The organism is Bacillus sp. YH3-2-B2 (assembly GCF_053663335.1).
Genome location: NZ_JBSJQE010000003.1, coordinates 420,604 through 434,970, shown reverse-complemented (window position 1 = coordinate 434,970; position 14,367 = coordinate 420,604). Strand labels below are relative to the sequence as shown.

Here is a 14,367-nt window from a genome sequence, read left to right as displayed (position 1 = left end):
GAATGGAAGACAACAGTGTGCTTAAAATGGATCATGATGAGGCTCATTTAGGCAAGGTTGAAATTGCTCCTGAGGTCATTGAAGTCATTGCCGGCATCGCCGCTTCCGAAGTTGAAGGAGTTGCTGAAATGCGCGGCAATTTCGCCACCGGCGTCGTAGAGCGCTTCGGCAAAATCAATCACGGTAAAGGCGTAAAGGTCGATTTAGCCGATGACGGGATTACCATCGACGTCTATTGCGTCGTTCAATTCGGGATCTCGATCCCGAAAGTGGCGGCAAGCGTTCAGGAGAATATCCGCCAAACCTTATTAAACATGACGTCTCTGACCATTAATGAAATCAATATTCATATCGTCGGCATTCAATTTGACACGAAAGCCCAAGAAGTCGAAATCGACGAAGAAATGTAATGAGCGTATAAAAACCAAGGGGATGGGCAGCCCTTTGGTTTTTTATACGTTTCCCGTCATTTCAGGCATGAAGAAAGCCGGCTTACAAACGGCAGCCGAGTTTCTTCATGCTGTGAAATCCGAATGAAATTAATACGGTTTGTGAAAATATTCGGCATTAGGGTGAAAAAACCTAAATTTCGACATGCGATTGAGAAAAAAATATGTTATGATCTCTTTAAGCTTAACGACAAGCGGATAAAGCGGATCTGAAGGAGAAAGAAAATGAAAAGAAGAACAGCTAGAGAAAAAGCTTTGCAGGCACTTTTTCAGATTGATGTCAGCGATATTGCACCGAACGATGCCATTGAGCACGCGCTTGATGGTGAAAAAACAGATGCCTTCTTTGAACAGCTGGTGTACGGAGTGATCGAACATCAGGTTCAGCTTGATGAAATGATTTCCGGCCATCTCGTCAATTGGAAGCTTGACCGGATTGCAAACGTAGACCGCGCGATCCTGCGTCTGGCGGTGTATGAAATGGTTTATACTGACGACATTCCTGCTAACGTGTCATTAAACGAAGCAATCGAGCTGGCAAAACGGTTCGGCGACGATAAAGCTGCAAAATTCGTAAACGGGGTTCTTTCTAACATTAAAACTGATATCGAATCATAGGAGGAAAGAAAATGACTGCAACAATCATCGACGGAAAAGAAACGGCTAAAGAAAAACGCGAACAATTGGCAAAAGAAGTAGAAGAGCTGAAAGCACAAGGCGTAGTGCCCGGTTTGGCGGTCATTTTAATCGGAGACGATCCCGCTTCTGTTTCATATGTGACAGGCAAGAAAAAAGCCGCTGAAACAATGGGAATGAAATTTAAGCTTGACCGCTTTGACTCAAGCTTAACCGAGGCGGAGCTTTTAACAGTGATTGATCAGTATAATCAAAATCCGGAATTCCACGGCATTCTCGTCCAGCTGCCGCTCCCGGATCATATTTCTGAAAAAGCCGTAATCGAGCGGATCTCTCCCGATAAGGATGTTGACGGTTTCCACCCTCTCAACGTCGGGAAAATGCTGCTTGGCGAAGATACATTTCTTCCATGCACGCCGCACGGAATTGTCGAGTTATTGAAAAAGACGAACGTAGATCTTTCCGGCAAAGAAGTTGTTGTAGTCGGACGAAGCAATATTGTCGGTAAACCGGTCGGCCAGCTGCTGCTGAACGAAAACGCGACCGTCACATATTGCCATTCCCGCACGAAAAATATGGCTGAGCATACGAAAAAAGCAGATATTCTTGTGGTAGCGGTCGGTAAAGCGAATTTCATCAAAGCCGATCAAATCAAAGAGGGCGCCATTGTCATTGATGTCGGCGTCAACCGTCTCGAAAGCGGAAAACTCTGCGGAGACGTTCAGTTTGATGAAGCGAAAGAAAAAGCATCTTTCATTACACCGGTGCCGGGCGGAGTAGGTCCGATGACCATCACAATGCTTGCGCATAATACTGTTAAATCTGCCAGACGTACGTTATCATAGATAACCGGAGACAGTCACAAAAAGTGTGACAATGAGCACGATACCCGCTTCTTAAGGCTCCTTTCAGCCAGAGCGGGTTTTCTTAGTTTAGGGCAAAAAGCCTTTATGAAAGGAGTGCAGGATGTGAGTGAAGCGGCATATGTCACGGTTTCCGCGCTGACCAAATACATTAAACGAAAATTCGATGTGGACCCTCATCTTGAAGACATTTGGATTAAGGGTGAGCTCTCCAATGTTAAAATTCATACGAGAGGCCACATCTATTTTACATTAAAAGATGAGCATGCCCGCATGCAGGCCGTCATGTTTCAAAGACAAAGTTCGAGGCTTGCGTTTAAGCCCGAGGACGGAATGAAGGTCATCGTAAGAGGCGGGATCTCCGTCTATGAACCGAGCGGAAGCTATCAGCTGTACGCGAAAGAAATGCAGCCGGACGGTGTGGGGGCGCTCTACTTAGCATATGAAGAATTAAAGAAAAAACTTGCCGGCGAAGGGTTGTTTGATGACCGGCATAAGCAGGCCATCCCCGCTTTTCCGGCTACGATCGGGGTCGTCACGTCACCGACGGGAGCAGCCGTCAGAGACGTCATTACCACACTTAAAAGAAGATACCCCCTTGTGAAAGTCATTGTGCTTCCCGCGCTCGTTCAAGGTGAAAATGCCAGCAGATCGATTGTGAAGCGCATTGAAGAAGCCAATGCACAAAAAATGTGTGACGTCCTGATCGTCGGAAGGGGAGGGGGCTCGATCGAAGAATTGTGGGCATTTAACGAAGAAATCGTGGCCCGGGCGATTTTTGCTTCCGCCATTCCGATTATATCAGCCGTCGGACATGAAACAGATTTTACAATCAGTGATTTCGTCGCGGATATCCGGGCGGCAACGCCGACAGGAGCGGCAGAAATCGCCGTCCCCCACACGACGGACTTAATGGAACGGACAAAAACGGCGGAAGTCCGCCTGACAAGAGCGATGCAGCAGCATATCAGCAAGAAAAAAGAACGGGTTCAATCGCTCCAGTCATCCTACGCGTTCCGTTTTCCGAAACGATTGTATACCCAAAAAGAACAGCAGTTTGATCTTTTGTATCAGCAGTTCCAATCACAGCTCACAGGGCTTACGGACAGGAAACAAAGACAGCTGGAGCGGAATACGTACAGATTAACGGCGCTCCACCCTGAAACCCAGCTGAAACAGGCGAAAAAACGGTACGAGGAGCGCTCAAATCAGCTCGCCCGAAGCATGAATGTCCAGCTGAAGCAGCTTCATTCGCAGTTTCAGACGGTTCTTGGTAAACTGAATGCATTAAGTCCCCTTCAGGTGATGGAGAGAGGATACAGTCTGGCCTATAAAGACAAAGAGCTGATCAAAAGCGTTGATCAAGTGGAACAAAATGATACGCTTGAAGTAAAGATGACAGACGGCGTTCTGACGTGTGAAGTATTGCAAAAGAGAGGCGAACGAAAATGACAGAAACCAAAAAAAGTGAAGAGCTGACATTTGAAGAGGCGATGAAAGGCCTTGAAGGTATTGTGGCAAAGCTTGAAGAAGGAGACGTGCCGCTTGAGCAGGCGATTAATTATTTTCAGGAAGGGATGGCCCTTTCAAAAATGTGCCATGAAAAGCTTCAGCATGTCGAAAAGCAAATGGACTTTATTTTAAAAGATAACGGCGAACTTGCACCTTTCAGCGTTCAGGAGGAAGACGAAGGTGACAAATAAACTGGACGCATTTTTAGCATCGCGCAAACAACTGATTGAACAGCAGCTTTTTTTGTATACGGAACGGCTTGCGATGCCGGAAATCCTCAAAAAATCTATGCTGTATTCTTTGGAAGCGGGCGGAAAGAGGCTGCGTCCCCTCGTCGTCTTAGCCGTTCTGAATGCTTACGGAAAAGATGAAAAAGACGGGATTCCGGTCGGATGCGCTGTCGAAATGATTCATACGTATTCCTTAATCCATGATGATCTTCCTTGCATGGACGATGATGATCTGCGCCGGGGAAAGCCCACAAACCATAAAGTCTTCGGAGAAGCGGCAGCCGTATTGGCCGGAGACGGGCTTCTGACAGAAAGCTTTAAATTGATCACATCTCACGTGTCTGAGGCGGTTTCAGCAGAAAAACGGCTCCGTCTCGTCGATGAGCTGATCAGCGCGGCAGGAACGGAAGGAATGGTCGGCGGGCAGGCTGCCGACATGGAAGCGGAACAAAAGCGGATAACGCTTGAGGAGCTGGAATCCATCCACGAGCGGAAAACGGCCAAGCTCCTCGGTTTTTCCGTGACGGCGGGCGCCATTTTGGCAGATGCGCCGGAGGATGAAGTCGAAAAGCTGCGTCTGTTCAGCAGCCATATCGGCATCGGATTTCAAATCAGAGATGACATCCTTGATATTGAAGGGCATGAGGAGAAGATCGGCAAACCGGTCGGCTCAGACACGTCGAATGAAAAGTCAACGTATCCGTCGCTTTTAACGCTAGAAGGCGCGAAAGAGAAGCTGGCGTATCATATCAGCGAGGCGAAACGGATCATCAGCGGCCTTTCTCTTCAGAAAGAACTGCTGCATGACCTCTGTGATTTAATCGCGGCGAGAGATCATTAAAAACGGTCCTGATTTGAAGGGGCTGCCGCTCCTATGGTAAAATGTAAGCAGTTTCGATGAAAATACAAAGGGAGTCTTTTTCTTTTTTCAAAAAGACACTGTTTAATTTGCAGAAATTCATGCTGAAAGTGAGTTGATCCGCTTTGGATCTTTTATCAATACAGGACCCGTCATTTCTTAAAAAGATGTCAATTGAACAGCTGGAAGAGCTGAGTGAGGAGATCCGCAATTTCCTCATCACATCGCTGTCTGCCTCTGGCGGCCATATCGGGCCGAACCTCGGGGTTGTCGAGCTGACAATTGCGCTTCACAAAGAATTTGACAGTCCGAAAGATAAATTTTTATGGGATGTCGGACATCAGTCCTATGTTCATAAACTGTTAACCGGGCGCGGCAAGGAGTTTGAAACCTTGCGCCAATATAAAGGGCTTTGCGGTTTCCCGAAACGCAGCGAAAGCGAACATGACGTATGGGAAACAGGCCACAGCTCAACATCGCTCTCAGGCGCGATGGGAATGGCTGCCGCCCGTGATATTAAAGGATCGAAAGAATATATCATCCCGATTATCGGAGACGGCGCTTTAACCGGAGGAATGGCGCTTGAAGCGCTGAACCATATCGGTGATGAGAAAAAAGATATGATCGTCATTCTGAATGATAATGAGATGAGCATTGCGCCGAATGTCGGAGCGATTCATTCTATGCTGGGACGGCTTCGCACGGCCGGCAAATATCAATGGGTAAAAGACGAGCTTGAATATTTATTTAAGCGCATCCCGGCCGTCGGCGGAAAATTGGCCGCCACAGCGGAACGGATAAAAGACAGCTTAAAATATATGCTTGTGTCAGGTATGTTTTTTGAAGAGCTGGGCTTTACGTATTTAGGCCCGGTTGACGGTCATTCCTACCACGAACTGTTTGAAAACCTGCAATACGCCAAAAAAACGAAAGGCCCTGTCCTTTTACATGTCATTACGAAAAAGGGCAAAGGCTATAAACCGGCTGAGACCGACACAATCGGCACATGGCACGGAACGGGTCCTTATAAAATCAATACGGGTGATTTCGTCAAGCCGAAAGCCGCGGCGCCTTCATGGAGCGGACTTGTCAGCGGCACCGTGCAGGAGCTGGCGCGCGAGGATGACAGAATTGTCGCGATTACACCGGCTATGCCGGTCGGCTCTAAGCTTGAAGGATTTGCGAAAGAATTTCCTGAGCGCATGTTTGACGTCGGAATCGCAGAACAGCATGCGGCGACAATGGCCGCGGGAATGGCGCTTCAGGGGATGAAGCCGTTTCTTGCGATCTATTCGACCTTTTTGCAGCGGGCGTACGATCAGGTCGTCCATGATATCTGCCGTCAAAACGCGAATGTATTTATCGGCATTGACCGCGCCGGTTTGGTCGGCGCTGACGGGGAGACGCATCAAGGCGTCTTTGACATCGCCTTTTTGCGGCATATACCGAACCTCGTTTTAATGATGCCGAAGGATGAAAATGAAGGCCGCCATATGGTCAATACAGCCCTTTCCTATGAGGAAGGTCCGATCGCGATGCGCTTCCCGCGCGGAAACGGGCTCGGCGTAAAGATGGATAAAGAGCTGAAAACCATTCCGATCGGAACATGGGAAGTGCTCCGTCCCGGAAAAGACGCGGTCATTTTAACATTCGGTACGACCATTGAAATGGCGCTGGAAGCGGCTGAAGAACTGCAAAAAGAAGGCCTGTCCGTGCGTGTCGTGAATGCGAGGTTCATAAAACCGATTGATAAACAAATGATGAAGGCCATTCTTAATGAAGGTCTGCCGATTTTAACGATAGAAGAAGCTGTGCTTGAAGGCGGATTCGGCAGCACGATTCTTGAATACGCTCATGACCTCGGCATGTATCATACACCGATTGACAGAATGGGCATCCCAGACCGGTTTATTGAACACGGCAGCGTAACCGCCCTGCTTGAAGAAATCGGTCTCACGAAGGCTGAGGTTATGAACCGGATAAAACTGCTGATGCCGCCGAAGACACATAAAGGAATTGGATCATGACAGCAAAAAAAGAACGATTAGATGTACTTCTTGTAGAAAAAGGCCTTGCGGAAACGCGGGAAAAAGCGAAACGCGCCATTATGGCGGGCATCGTATACTCAAATGAAAACCGATTGGACAAACCGGGTGAAAAAATCGCCCGGGATCTTCCGTTAACGGTAAAAGGAAACCCTCTTAAATATGTCAGCAGAGGCGGATTAAAGCTTGAAAAAGCCTTGGAAGTGTTTCCTGTCTCGGTAAAAGGCAAAACGATGATTGACATCGGCTCGTCTACAGGGGGATTCACGGATTGCGCCCTCCAAAACGGAGCCGAGCGGTCCTACGCAGTGGATGTCGGCTATAATCAGCTTGCTTGGAAGCTCAGACAGGACGAGAGGGTCGTCGTCATGGAACGGACGAATTTCCGCTATTCCGAGCCTTCCGATTTCACAGAGGGTTTGCCGGAATTTGCGACAATCGATGTTTCTTTCATCTCACTCCGCCTCATTCTGCCGGTTTTAAAAACGCTGCTTGTACCGGGGAGCGATTGTATCGCACTGGTGAAGCCGCAATTTGAAGCCGGACGGGAATCCGTCGGAAAAAAAGGCATTGTCAGAGATCCCGGCGTTCATGCTGACGTTCTCCGCCGCATGAATCAATTTGCCGCTTCTGAAGGATATACAGTGAAAGGACTGTCCTTCTCACCGATTACGGGGGGAGACGGCAATATTGAGTTTCTGCTTCATTTGGAATGGGGCGGAGAAAACGGAAACGGCGCTGAACTGCCGGAAGAAGACATTCTCCGTACCGTCCGCGAAGCACATGAGACATTAAAAGCCAAAAAGACAGATGTACCGGAATAATAGGGGGCTATTATTCCTTTTTTCTGCCATCATGTACTTTTTATCAAGAAGCGGTTAACATAATGACAAACAGCTTGAAAACAGAGGTGCTTACATGACAAAAGGCCAAAGGCATATAAAAATCAGAGAGCTTATTACAAGCCATGAGATTGAAACGCAGGATGACTTAGTTGACATGCTGAGAGAAGAAGGATATAAGGTAACCCAGGCGACTGTCTCCAGAGACATTAAAGAGCTGCATCTCGTAAAGGTGCCGACGAACAACGGCTCCTACAAATACAGCCTGCCGGCGGATCAGCGGTTCAATCCGCTGTCAAAACTGAAGCGTTCATTAATGGATGCGTTCGTAAAAATTGACTCAGCAAGCCATATGATCGTATTAAAAACGATGCCGGGGAATGCTCAGGCAATCGGCGCTCTGATGGATAATCTCGAATGGGAAGAAATCATGGGCACGATCTGCGGAGATGACACGATCTTAATCATCTGCAGGACGCCTGAAGATACGGAAGGCGTACAAAGCCGTCTTTTGGAGCTGCTGTAGCGTAATTATCAGATAAAAGGTGGAATGCTGTTTGTTAGCTGAACTATCAATAAAAAACTTTGCCATTATAGAGGAACTGACGATTTCGTTTGAACGGGGGCTCACCGTCCTGACGGGAGAAACAGGGGCCGGCAAGTCAATTATTATAGACGCCGTTTCCCTATTAGTCGGCGGCCGCGGCTCGTCTGAATTTGTCCGTTACGGTGAAACAAAGGCCGAGCTTGAAGGACTGTTTCTATTGGACAGCGGTCATCCCGTTTTTGAAGTATGCCGTGAGCAGGGAATAGACGCATCTGACGACATGATTGTCATGAGAAGGGACATCAATGCCGGAGGAAAAAGCGTCTGCCGTGTCAACGGAAAATTAGTGACGATTGCGGCTTTAAGGGAAATCGGCAGACTTTTATTAGATATTCACGGACAGCATGATAACCAGCTGTTAATGGAGGACGACAAACACTTGGAGCTTTTGGATAAATTTGCGGGCGTTGAGGCCGAATCCGCGCTTCAGGCTTACCATGAAGGCTATGAGCGTTATATGAAGCTGCTCAAAAAAGTGAAGAAGCTGTCAGAAAGCGAGCAGGAAATGGCGCATCGGTTAGACCTGATTCAATTTCAGCTTGAAGAAATCGAGTCGGCGAAGCTTGAATTGAATGAAGACGAACTTCTTCAGGAAGAGCGGAAGCAGATATCCAACTTTGAAAAAATTTATGAATCATTGCAAAACGCCTATAATGCGCTCCGCAGCGAGCAGGGGGGGCTTGACTGGGTCGGAATGGCCTCTGCTCAGCTTGAAGATATTTCGGATATCAATGAACCGCTGCAAAAGCTGTCTGAAAGTGTGTCAAGTTCCTATTATCTGCTGGAGGATGCAACCTTTCAGATGCGCAATCTGTTAGATGATCTGGAATATGATCCGGAACGGCTGAATTTTATTGAAACCCGTTTAAATGAGATCAAACAGCTGAAGCGCAAATACGGAGCGACGGTAGAAGACATTTTGGAATACGGATCTAAAATAGAAGAGGAAATCGATCAAATCGAGAACCGCGACAGCCACCTTGAAGCCCTGAAGAAGGAATTGGAGTCGGTCGGCAAAGATGTGGCCGTAGAAGCCGCCAATTTATCAAAAATCAGAAAAGCATGGGCCAAGAAACTGGCGGAAGCGATTCATCAGGAATTACAAAGTCTGTATATGGGCAAATCAACGTTTGATACGGAATTTCTCGTGAAAACCGATCCGTCTGCCAGTGAAGCTCCGGTTGTTAACGGGCAGCCCGTGCAGCTTACCCATAAGGGGATTGACCTTGTGAAGTTTTTAATTTCAACAAACACCGGTGAGCCTTTAAAACCGCTGTCAAAGGTCGCTTCCGGAGGCGAGCTTTCAAGGGTGATGCTGGCGATGAAGAGTATTTTTTCTTCCCAGCAGGATGTCACCTCCATCATCTTTGACGAAGTGGACACCGGTGTAAGCGGGCGGGTTGCCCAAGCCATCGCTGAAAAAATCCATAAAGTATCGACCGGTTCACAGGTGCTCTGCATTACACACCTGCCGCAGGTTGCCGCCATGGCGGATACGCACCTTCTGATCGCAAAAGAATTCAAAGACGGCCGGACGACAACGCATGTCACGCCGCTTTCCAAGCAGGATAAGGTAGCGGAAATCGGCCGTATGATTGCGGGTGTTGAAGTGACCGATCTGACAAAACGGCATGCACAAGAGCTTTTAAAACAGGCCGGACAGGTAAAAACGACAGGATAAGCTGCTGATACAGGCAGCTTATTTTTTTGTTCCATTTCTCTAACAGTGTATCCAATGTTTTTCTTCGTATGCCGGTTATAAATCAAGCGCAGGAAGGCAAAAGTATAGATGTAGCAGAAAAAGAAAGTGGTGTGGGATAGGAGCGAGGAGAGTGAAGGAATGAATGCACGATAACATGAGGAAAGCAATAGGTGTAATTCTCCTTGTTTCTTTACTAAGTGTAGGCTTTTTTAAGCCGTTTAAAGAATATTTACTGATACCGTCAGAAATGAGCGTCTTTGAAAACCAGACTCAGGCCGTTCCGGTCAATGCATCAATAAGCGCTGAAAAGGGCGAATTATCAGAAGCCTTTACGCTGAAAGAAGAGCACGGTCATGCAAACATAACAGGGCAAACACAAGGCCGGTCAGAAGTAGTATATGATCTTGCCGGGTTTCCCATTAAAAAAACGAAAGTGCGTGTCCTTCCTGAATTGAAGGTCATTCCGGGCGGACAGTCCATCGGTGTAAAACTGCATTCAGTCGGTGTTTTGGTCGTCGGTTTTCACCAGGTGATGACAAAGGATGGGAAAAAGTCTCCGGGAGAACAAGCGGGTATTGAATCTGGCGACATCATTATTAAAATGAACGGACATAAAATTGAAAAAATGAGCGATATCGCCCCGTTTATTCAAAAAGCGGGCAAAACCGGTGAATCTTTGGATTTATTGGTGAAACGCGATAAGCAAAAAATCAAAACAAAGCTGATTCCGACAAAGGACGAAGCCGAGGGGAAATATCGAATCGGCCTTTATATCCGCGATTCGGCAGCCGGCATCGGCACCATGACATTTTTTGAACCGAAAACAAAAAAATACGGCGCATTGGGCCACGTCATCTCTGATATGGATACAAAAAAACCGATTGTTGTAGAAGACGGAGAAATCGTCCGTTCTACTGTAACATCGATTGAAAAAGGAAAAGGCGGCAATCCCGGCGAAAAACTGGCAAGGTTTTCGTCAGAACGGAAAACGATCGGCGATATTAACCGCAACAGCCCGTTCGGCATTTTTGGGACACTGCATCAGCCGATTAAAAACAACATTTCCGACAAAGCGCTTCCGATTGCTTTGTCAAATGAAGTAAAAAAAGGACCTGCGCAAATGCTGACGGTTATCGAAAACGATAAAGTAGAGAAATTTGATATTGAAATCGTCAGCACCACGCCGCAAAAATTCCCGGCGACAAAGGGAATGGTGTTGAAAGTGACAGATCCGAAACTGCTGAAAAGAACCGGCGGAATCGTTCAGGGGATGAGCGGAAGCCCGATCATTCAGAATGGAAAGGTCGTCGGAGCCGTAACCCACGTATTTGTCAATGATCCGACAAGCGGCTACGGCGTTCATATCGAATGGATGCTGTCTGAAGCGGGTGTTGATGTTTACGGGAAAGACAAAGCAAGCTGACTGCCGGATGATCCGGCAGTTTTTTTATGTGATGCGTTCTTCACTTCTTTCCGGGATTCATGTAAAATAAGACATGAAGATTTTTCGACAAATTCACGTTTCCTGATTTGTCAAACTTAATTTTTAGTCGAAAAACCTAGAAAATGCTAGAAAAACAAAGATATACCACTATTATTGGTAAATATGGATTTTTTAAAAGGGGAAGTAGTGGTTTTGTCGAATGTAACATATAGCAGTCAAATGGGTTGCGTCCTGTTAATACATTGGGGGAGGAAGAAACGTGGAGAAAATTAAAGTTTGTGTTGCTGATGATAATCGAGAGCTTGTAAGCCTGTTGAGTGAATATATAGAGGGACAGGATGATATGGAAGTGATCGGCGTTGCTTATAACGGACAGGAATGTCTTTCTTTGTTTAAAGATAAGAATCCCGATGTGCTCGTTTTAGACATTATCATGCCGCATCTGGACGGACTTGCGGTTTTGGAGCGTCTGCGGGAATCAGAGCTCGAGAAGCAGCCGAACGTCATCATGCTGACGGCATTCGGTCAGGAAGACGTTACGAAAAAAGCCGTCGATTTAGGCGCGTCCTATTTCATCCTGAAGCCGTTTGATATGGAAAACCTTGTCGGCCATATCCGCCAGGTAAGCGGAAATGTCAGCAGTGTCACACACCGTGCGCCGTCCGCGCAAAGCAGCATTATCCGCAGCCAGCCGGAGCCGAAACGGAAAAATCTCGATGCCAGCATTACAAGCATTATCCATGAGATCGGTGTACCTGCCCATATCAAAGGCTATCTTTATTTGCGTGAAGCCATTTCCATGGTGTATAACGATATTGAACTCCTCGGCAGCATCACAAAAGTCCTTTATCCCGACATCGCCAAAAAATTCAACACGACCGCAAGCCGTGTAGAACGGGCCATCCGCCACGCCATTGAAGTCGCATGGAGCAGGGGAAATATTGATTCCATTTCTTCACTGTTCGGATATACGGTAAGCATGACAAAAGCAAAACCAACCAACTCGGAATTCATCGCGATGGTTGCTGACAAGCTGAGATTGGAGCATAAAGCTTCGTAACGCAAGCCTTTGGCTAAATGTCTTTTTGCGCCTTCTATTCCGTGCATGAACGCGGAAGAGAAGGCGTTTTGAGATTTTGCTGACGAAAACAATGGGAACCACTCACGCCGGTACTTGTTCTATACATAAATACGGGAACTATGCCGTCTATACGTATAATACCGGAGCTGATATTTTAATGATTTTGCCGTCTCTGAAATAAAAGCGGGGGATGCGGCGGCTTAACACAGACAGGACTTCGTAGCTGATCGTACCGAGCATTTCGGCAATTTCATCAACGGAAATCTCGGCTTCTTTTTGTTTGCCGTAGATGACGACTTCTTCTCCTTGTTTGCCCTCATTCTCACCTAAACTGACCATTATCATATCCATTGTCACTCTCCCCGCCACCGGCACCCGTCTGCCGCGGTGCAGAATAAACCCGCGGTTGGACAGGGCGCGGGAGTAACCGTCAGCATAGCCGATCGGAATCGTCGCGATGATTTCACCCGGTTCGGCGATATATGTGGCGCCATAACTGACGGTCCGGGGATCTGTCACCATAGCTTTCACATAAGCAATACGCGCCTTTAAACTTAGTGCGGGTGTGAGATCCACGAGGTTCAGTTCCTTTATCGAGGCGGACGGATATAAACCATATAACCCAATACCTAAACGGATCATGTCGGCGCTGAATTCCGGGAATGCGATAGCGGCGGCTGTATTGCACATATGCACGGTAGGCAGCGTAATGTCTTGATTTTTTAAAAAGCGGAGGAAGCTGATAAACTTTTCGTGCTGCAGCATCGTCAGCTCAGTGTCCGGTTCATCCGCTGTTGAAAAATGTGTAAAGATGCCATCCCATGACAGGTATGTACTCGACTTGAGCGCTTTCACCACTGCTAAAAGATCTTCTTCTGTGCGCACACCCAGCCGGCCCATTCCGGTATCCACATTGATATGAATGGACAGCCGTTTCGAATCTGCTTCTTTTTCCAATATCCGATTCGCTTTTTTGATCCAGCTGACCTGAAACGCTGATAATGTGATGTTCCAAACGGCAGATTTTTTCACACAGCTGAGAGCTGTAAAGCCGAGCACGAGAATAGGTGCCGTAATTCCCGCTCTCCGTAACACAATTCCCTCTTCGACGCTTGCGACAGCAAGCTCGCTCGCCCCGCTTTCCAGTGCCTGCCGCGCTACTTCCACAGACCCGTGGCCATAAGCGTTCGCTTTTACGACGGCCATAATTTTAGACGTATTCGGAATATGGCGGCGGATCGCCCGTACATTCTTTTTTATCGCATCAAGGTCAACTTCAATCCAAACTTCCCGGCAAAGTTTTTTCATCACGATTCCTTCTTTCCTTAATGAGATTCAGTACTCATGCTTTCAATCTGCATTCTATTCATCTTTAACTGAAATCATTCAAAACATGGAAAGGTGATCGCTGATGTTTAAAATCAAGTTTTCGGGAAATCAGTGTGCCTGCTTTATTTATGCAGTTAGGGCTGCTTGGCAGCCCTTAAATTGACTTTACAATATTCTGATCTGAAAATTGATGTTCAAACATTTTGGACTGGCTTACAGCATTGTTTTGAATGACAATGCCGATATTTCCCCCTCCGGCACCGAAAACGGTTTTTGATGCAGTCAGCGGACTGATGGATATGGCGCCGCCAACATTGACAACTCCGTTTCCTGATACGTTGTTTATCGTAATCGGGCAACCGCTCATTCTATTTTTTCTCCTTTCTCTCACAGTCTACTAACTATATGTACGCTGTGATATGGAATAAGATTAAACAAAACGGCAAAAAGAATCCGGCTGCTGCCAGCCGGAAAGGGAGGGAAATACGGATGTCATAATGTTTTCGTTACATTTTGATCAGAGTATTGAGAGTTTGAAGATTGAGATGTGCTGGATTGATTCATTTGCAGGACCATACCTGTATTTCCCCCTCCTGAGCCGTAGACGGTTTTTGATACGGTTAAAGGACTTATCGAAAACGCACCGCCGACATTGACAACCCCGTTTCCGGAAAGACTGTTAATCGTAATAGGGAAACCAGCCATCATATACGGTCTCCTTTCTATTAATCTATTTACTATATGTACGCTATGTGTTGGAAATAAGAG

Annotated in this window: 15 protein-coding genes; 12 read left to right on the top strand and 3 right to left on the bottom strand. The window is 47.0% G+C overall.

Annotation, left to right across the window (positions count from 1 at the left end):
• Positions 1 to 2: 2 nt before the first annotated feature.
• The 12 genes from ACWJJX_RS12205 to spo0A all read left to right on the top strand — a co-directional run bounded on the left by ACWJJX_RS12205 (position 3) and on the right by spo0A (position 12,249).
• A complete protein-coding gene (locus ACWJJX_RS12205; RefSeq protein WP_003153156.1) occupies positions 3 to 410 on the top strand; it encodes an Asp23/Gls24 family envelope stress response protein in 408 nt (135 codons plus the stop codon).
• A 264-nt stretch (positions 411 to 674) separates the two neighbouring features.
• A complete protein-coding gene (gene nusB, locus ACWJJX_RS12200; RefSeq protein ID WP_061890719.1) occupies positions 675 to 1,067 on the top strand; it encodes a transcription antitermination factor NusB in 393 nt (130 codons plus the stop codon).
• Positions 1,068 to 1,078: 11 nt separating this feature from the next.
• Positions 1,079 to 1,930, top strand: a complete 852-nt coding sequence (gene folD / locus ACWJJX_RS12195; protein ID WP_146277157.1) for a bifunctional methylenetetrahydrofolate dehydrogenase/methenyltetrahydrofolate cyclohydrolase FolD — start codon at positions 1,079 to 1,081, stop codon at positions 1,928 to 1,930.
• A 123-nt stretch (positions 1,931 to 2,053) separates the two neighbouring features.
• Positions 2,054 to 3,400, top strand: a complete 1,347-nt coding sequence (xseA, locus tag ACWJJX_RS12190; RefSeq protein ID WP_003153166.1) for an exodeoxyribonuclease VII large subunit — start codon at positions 2,054 to 2,056, stop codon at positions 3,398 to 3,400.
• Entirely contained in the window at positions 3,397 to 3,651 is a 255-nt protein-coding gene (locus ACWJJX_RS12185; protein WP_007408352.1) for an exodeoxyribonuclease VII small subunit, read from the top strand. The genes xseA and ACWJJX_RS12185 overlap by 4 nt, the downstream gene beginning before the upstream one ends.
• Positions 3,641 to 4,531, top strand: coding sequence for a polyprenyl synthetase family protein (locus ACWJJX_RS12180; RefSeq protein ID WP_102421901.1), 891 nt, complete (start codon positions 3,641 to 3,643; stop codon positions 4,529 to 4,531). The genes ACWJJX_RS12185 and ACWJJX_RS12180 overlap by 11 nt, the downstream gene beginning before the upstream one ends.
• Before the next feature lie 143 nt (positions 4,532 to 4,674).
• On the top strand, positions 4,675 to 6,576 hold the full coding sequence (dxs, locus tag ACWJJX_RS12175) for a 1-deoxy-D-xylulose-5-phosphate synthase (RefSeq protein WP_024085592.1): 1,902 nt from the start codon (positions 4,675 to 4,677) through the stop codon (positions 6,574 to 6,576).
• Positions 6,573 to 7,418, top strand: coding sequence for a TlyA family RNA methyltransferase (locus ACWJJX_RS12170; protein WP_454021551.1), 846 nt, complete (start codon positions 6,573 to 6,575; stop codon positions 7,416 to 7,418). Before dxs ends, ACWJJX_RS12170 begins: the two co-directional genes overlap by 4 nt.
• Before the next feature lie 94 nt (positions 7,419 to 7,512).
• Entirely contained in the window at positions 7,513 to 7,962 is a 450-nt protein-coding gene (ahrC, locus tag ACWJJX_RS12165) for a transcriptional regulator AhrC/ArgR (protein WP_003153173.1), read from the top strand.
• Positions 7,963 to 7,993: 31 nt separating this feature from the next.
• Positions 7,994 to 9,724, top strand: a complete 1,731-nt coding sequence (gene recN, locus ACWJJX_RS12160; RefSeq protein ID WP_327969149.1) for a DNA repair protein RecN — start codon at positions 7,994 to 7,996, stop codon at positions 9,722 to 9,724.
• A 163-nt stretch (positions 9,725 to 9,887) separates the two neighbouring features.
• Positions 9,888 to 11,168, top strand: coding sequence for a SpoIVB peptidase (gene spoIVB / locus ACWJJX_RS12155; protein ID WP_007408360.1), 1,281 nt, complete (start codon positions 9,888 to 9,890; stop codon positions 11,166 to 11,168).
• A 280-nt stretch (positions 11,169 to 11,448) separates the two neighbouring features.
• Positions 11,449 to 12,249, top strand: coding sequence for a sporulation transcription factor Spo0A (gene spo0A / locus ACWJJX_RS12150; RefSeq protein ID WP_003153177.1), 801 nt, complete (start codon positions 11,449 to 11,451; stop codon positions 12,247 to 12,249).
• A 147-nt stretch (positions 12,250 to 12,396) separates the two neighbouring features.
• Here the strand turns inward: spo0A and alr are convergent, their stop codons facing one another.
• The 3 genes from alr to ACWJJX_RS12135 all read right to left on the bottom strand — a co-directional run bounded on the left by alr (position 12,397) and on the right by ACWJJX_RS12135 (position 14,304).
• A complete protein-coding gene (gene alr / locus ACWJJX_RS12145) occupies positions 12,397 to 13,578 on the bottom strand; it encodes an alanine racemase (RefSeq protein WP_233662320.1) in 1,182 nt (393 codons plus the stop codon).
• A 175-nt stretch (positions 13,579 to 13,753) separates the two neighbouring features.
• The gene (locus ACWJJX_RS12140; RefSeq protein ID WP_003153181.1) at positions 13,754 to 13,966 is read right to left on the bottom strand and encodes a spore germination protein; all 213 of its coding nucleotides are present in this window, start codon (positions 13,964 to 13,966) and stop codon (positions 13,754 to 13,756) included.
• A gap of 125 nt (positions 13,967 to 14,091) precedes the next feature.
• Positions 14,092 to 14,304, bottom strand: a complete 213-nt coding sequence (locus ACWJJX_RS12135; RefSeq protein ID WP_003153183.1) for a spore germination protein — start codon at positions 14,302 to 14,304, stop codon at positions 14,092 to 14,094.
• Between the last annotated feature and the right edge of the window lie 63 nt (positions 14,305 to 14,367).

Bases quoted from the DNA above. Each gene is read 5' to 3' on its own strand.
- spoIVB (WP_007408360.1), top strand. From the start codon at position 9,888: ATGCACGATAACATGAGGAAAGCAATAGGTGTAATTCTCCTTGTTTCT.
- ahrC (WP_003153173.1), top strand. From the start codon at position 7,513: ATGACAAAAGGCCAAAGGCATATAAAAATCAGAGAGCTTATTACAAGC.
- ACWJJX_RS12135 (WP_003153183.1), bottom strand. From the start codon at position 14,304: ATGGCTGGTTTCCCTATTACGATTAACAGTCTTTCCGGAAACGGGGTT.
- alr (WP_233662320.1), bottom strand. From the start codon at position 13,578: ATGAAAAAACTTTGCCGGGAAGTTTGGATTGAAGTTGACCTTGATGCG.
- nusB (WP_061890719.1), top strand. From the start codon at position 675: ATGAAAAGAAGAACAGCTAGAGAAAAAGCTTTGCAGGCACTTTTTCAG.
- ACWJJX_RS12170 (WP_454021551.1), top strand. From the start codon at position 6,573: ATGACAGCAAAAAAAGAACGATTAGATGTACTTCTTGTAGAAAAAGGC.
- folD (WP_146277157.1), top strand. From the start codon at position 1,079: ATGACTGCAACAATCATCGACGGAAAAGAAACGGCTAAAGAAAAACGC.
- ACWJJX_RS12185 (WP_007408352.1), top strand. From the start codon at position 3,397: ATGACAGAAACCAAAAAAAGTGAAGAGCTGACATTTGAAGAGGCGATG.
- ACWJJX_RS12205 (WP_003153156.1), top strand. From the start codon at position 3: ATGGAAGACAACAGTGTGCTTAAAATGGATCATGATGAGGCTCATTTA.
- ACWJJX_RS12140 (WP_003153181.1), bottom strand. From the start codon at position 13,966: ATGAGCGGTTGCCCGATTACGATAAACAACGTATCAGGAAACGGAGTT.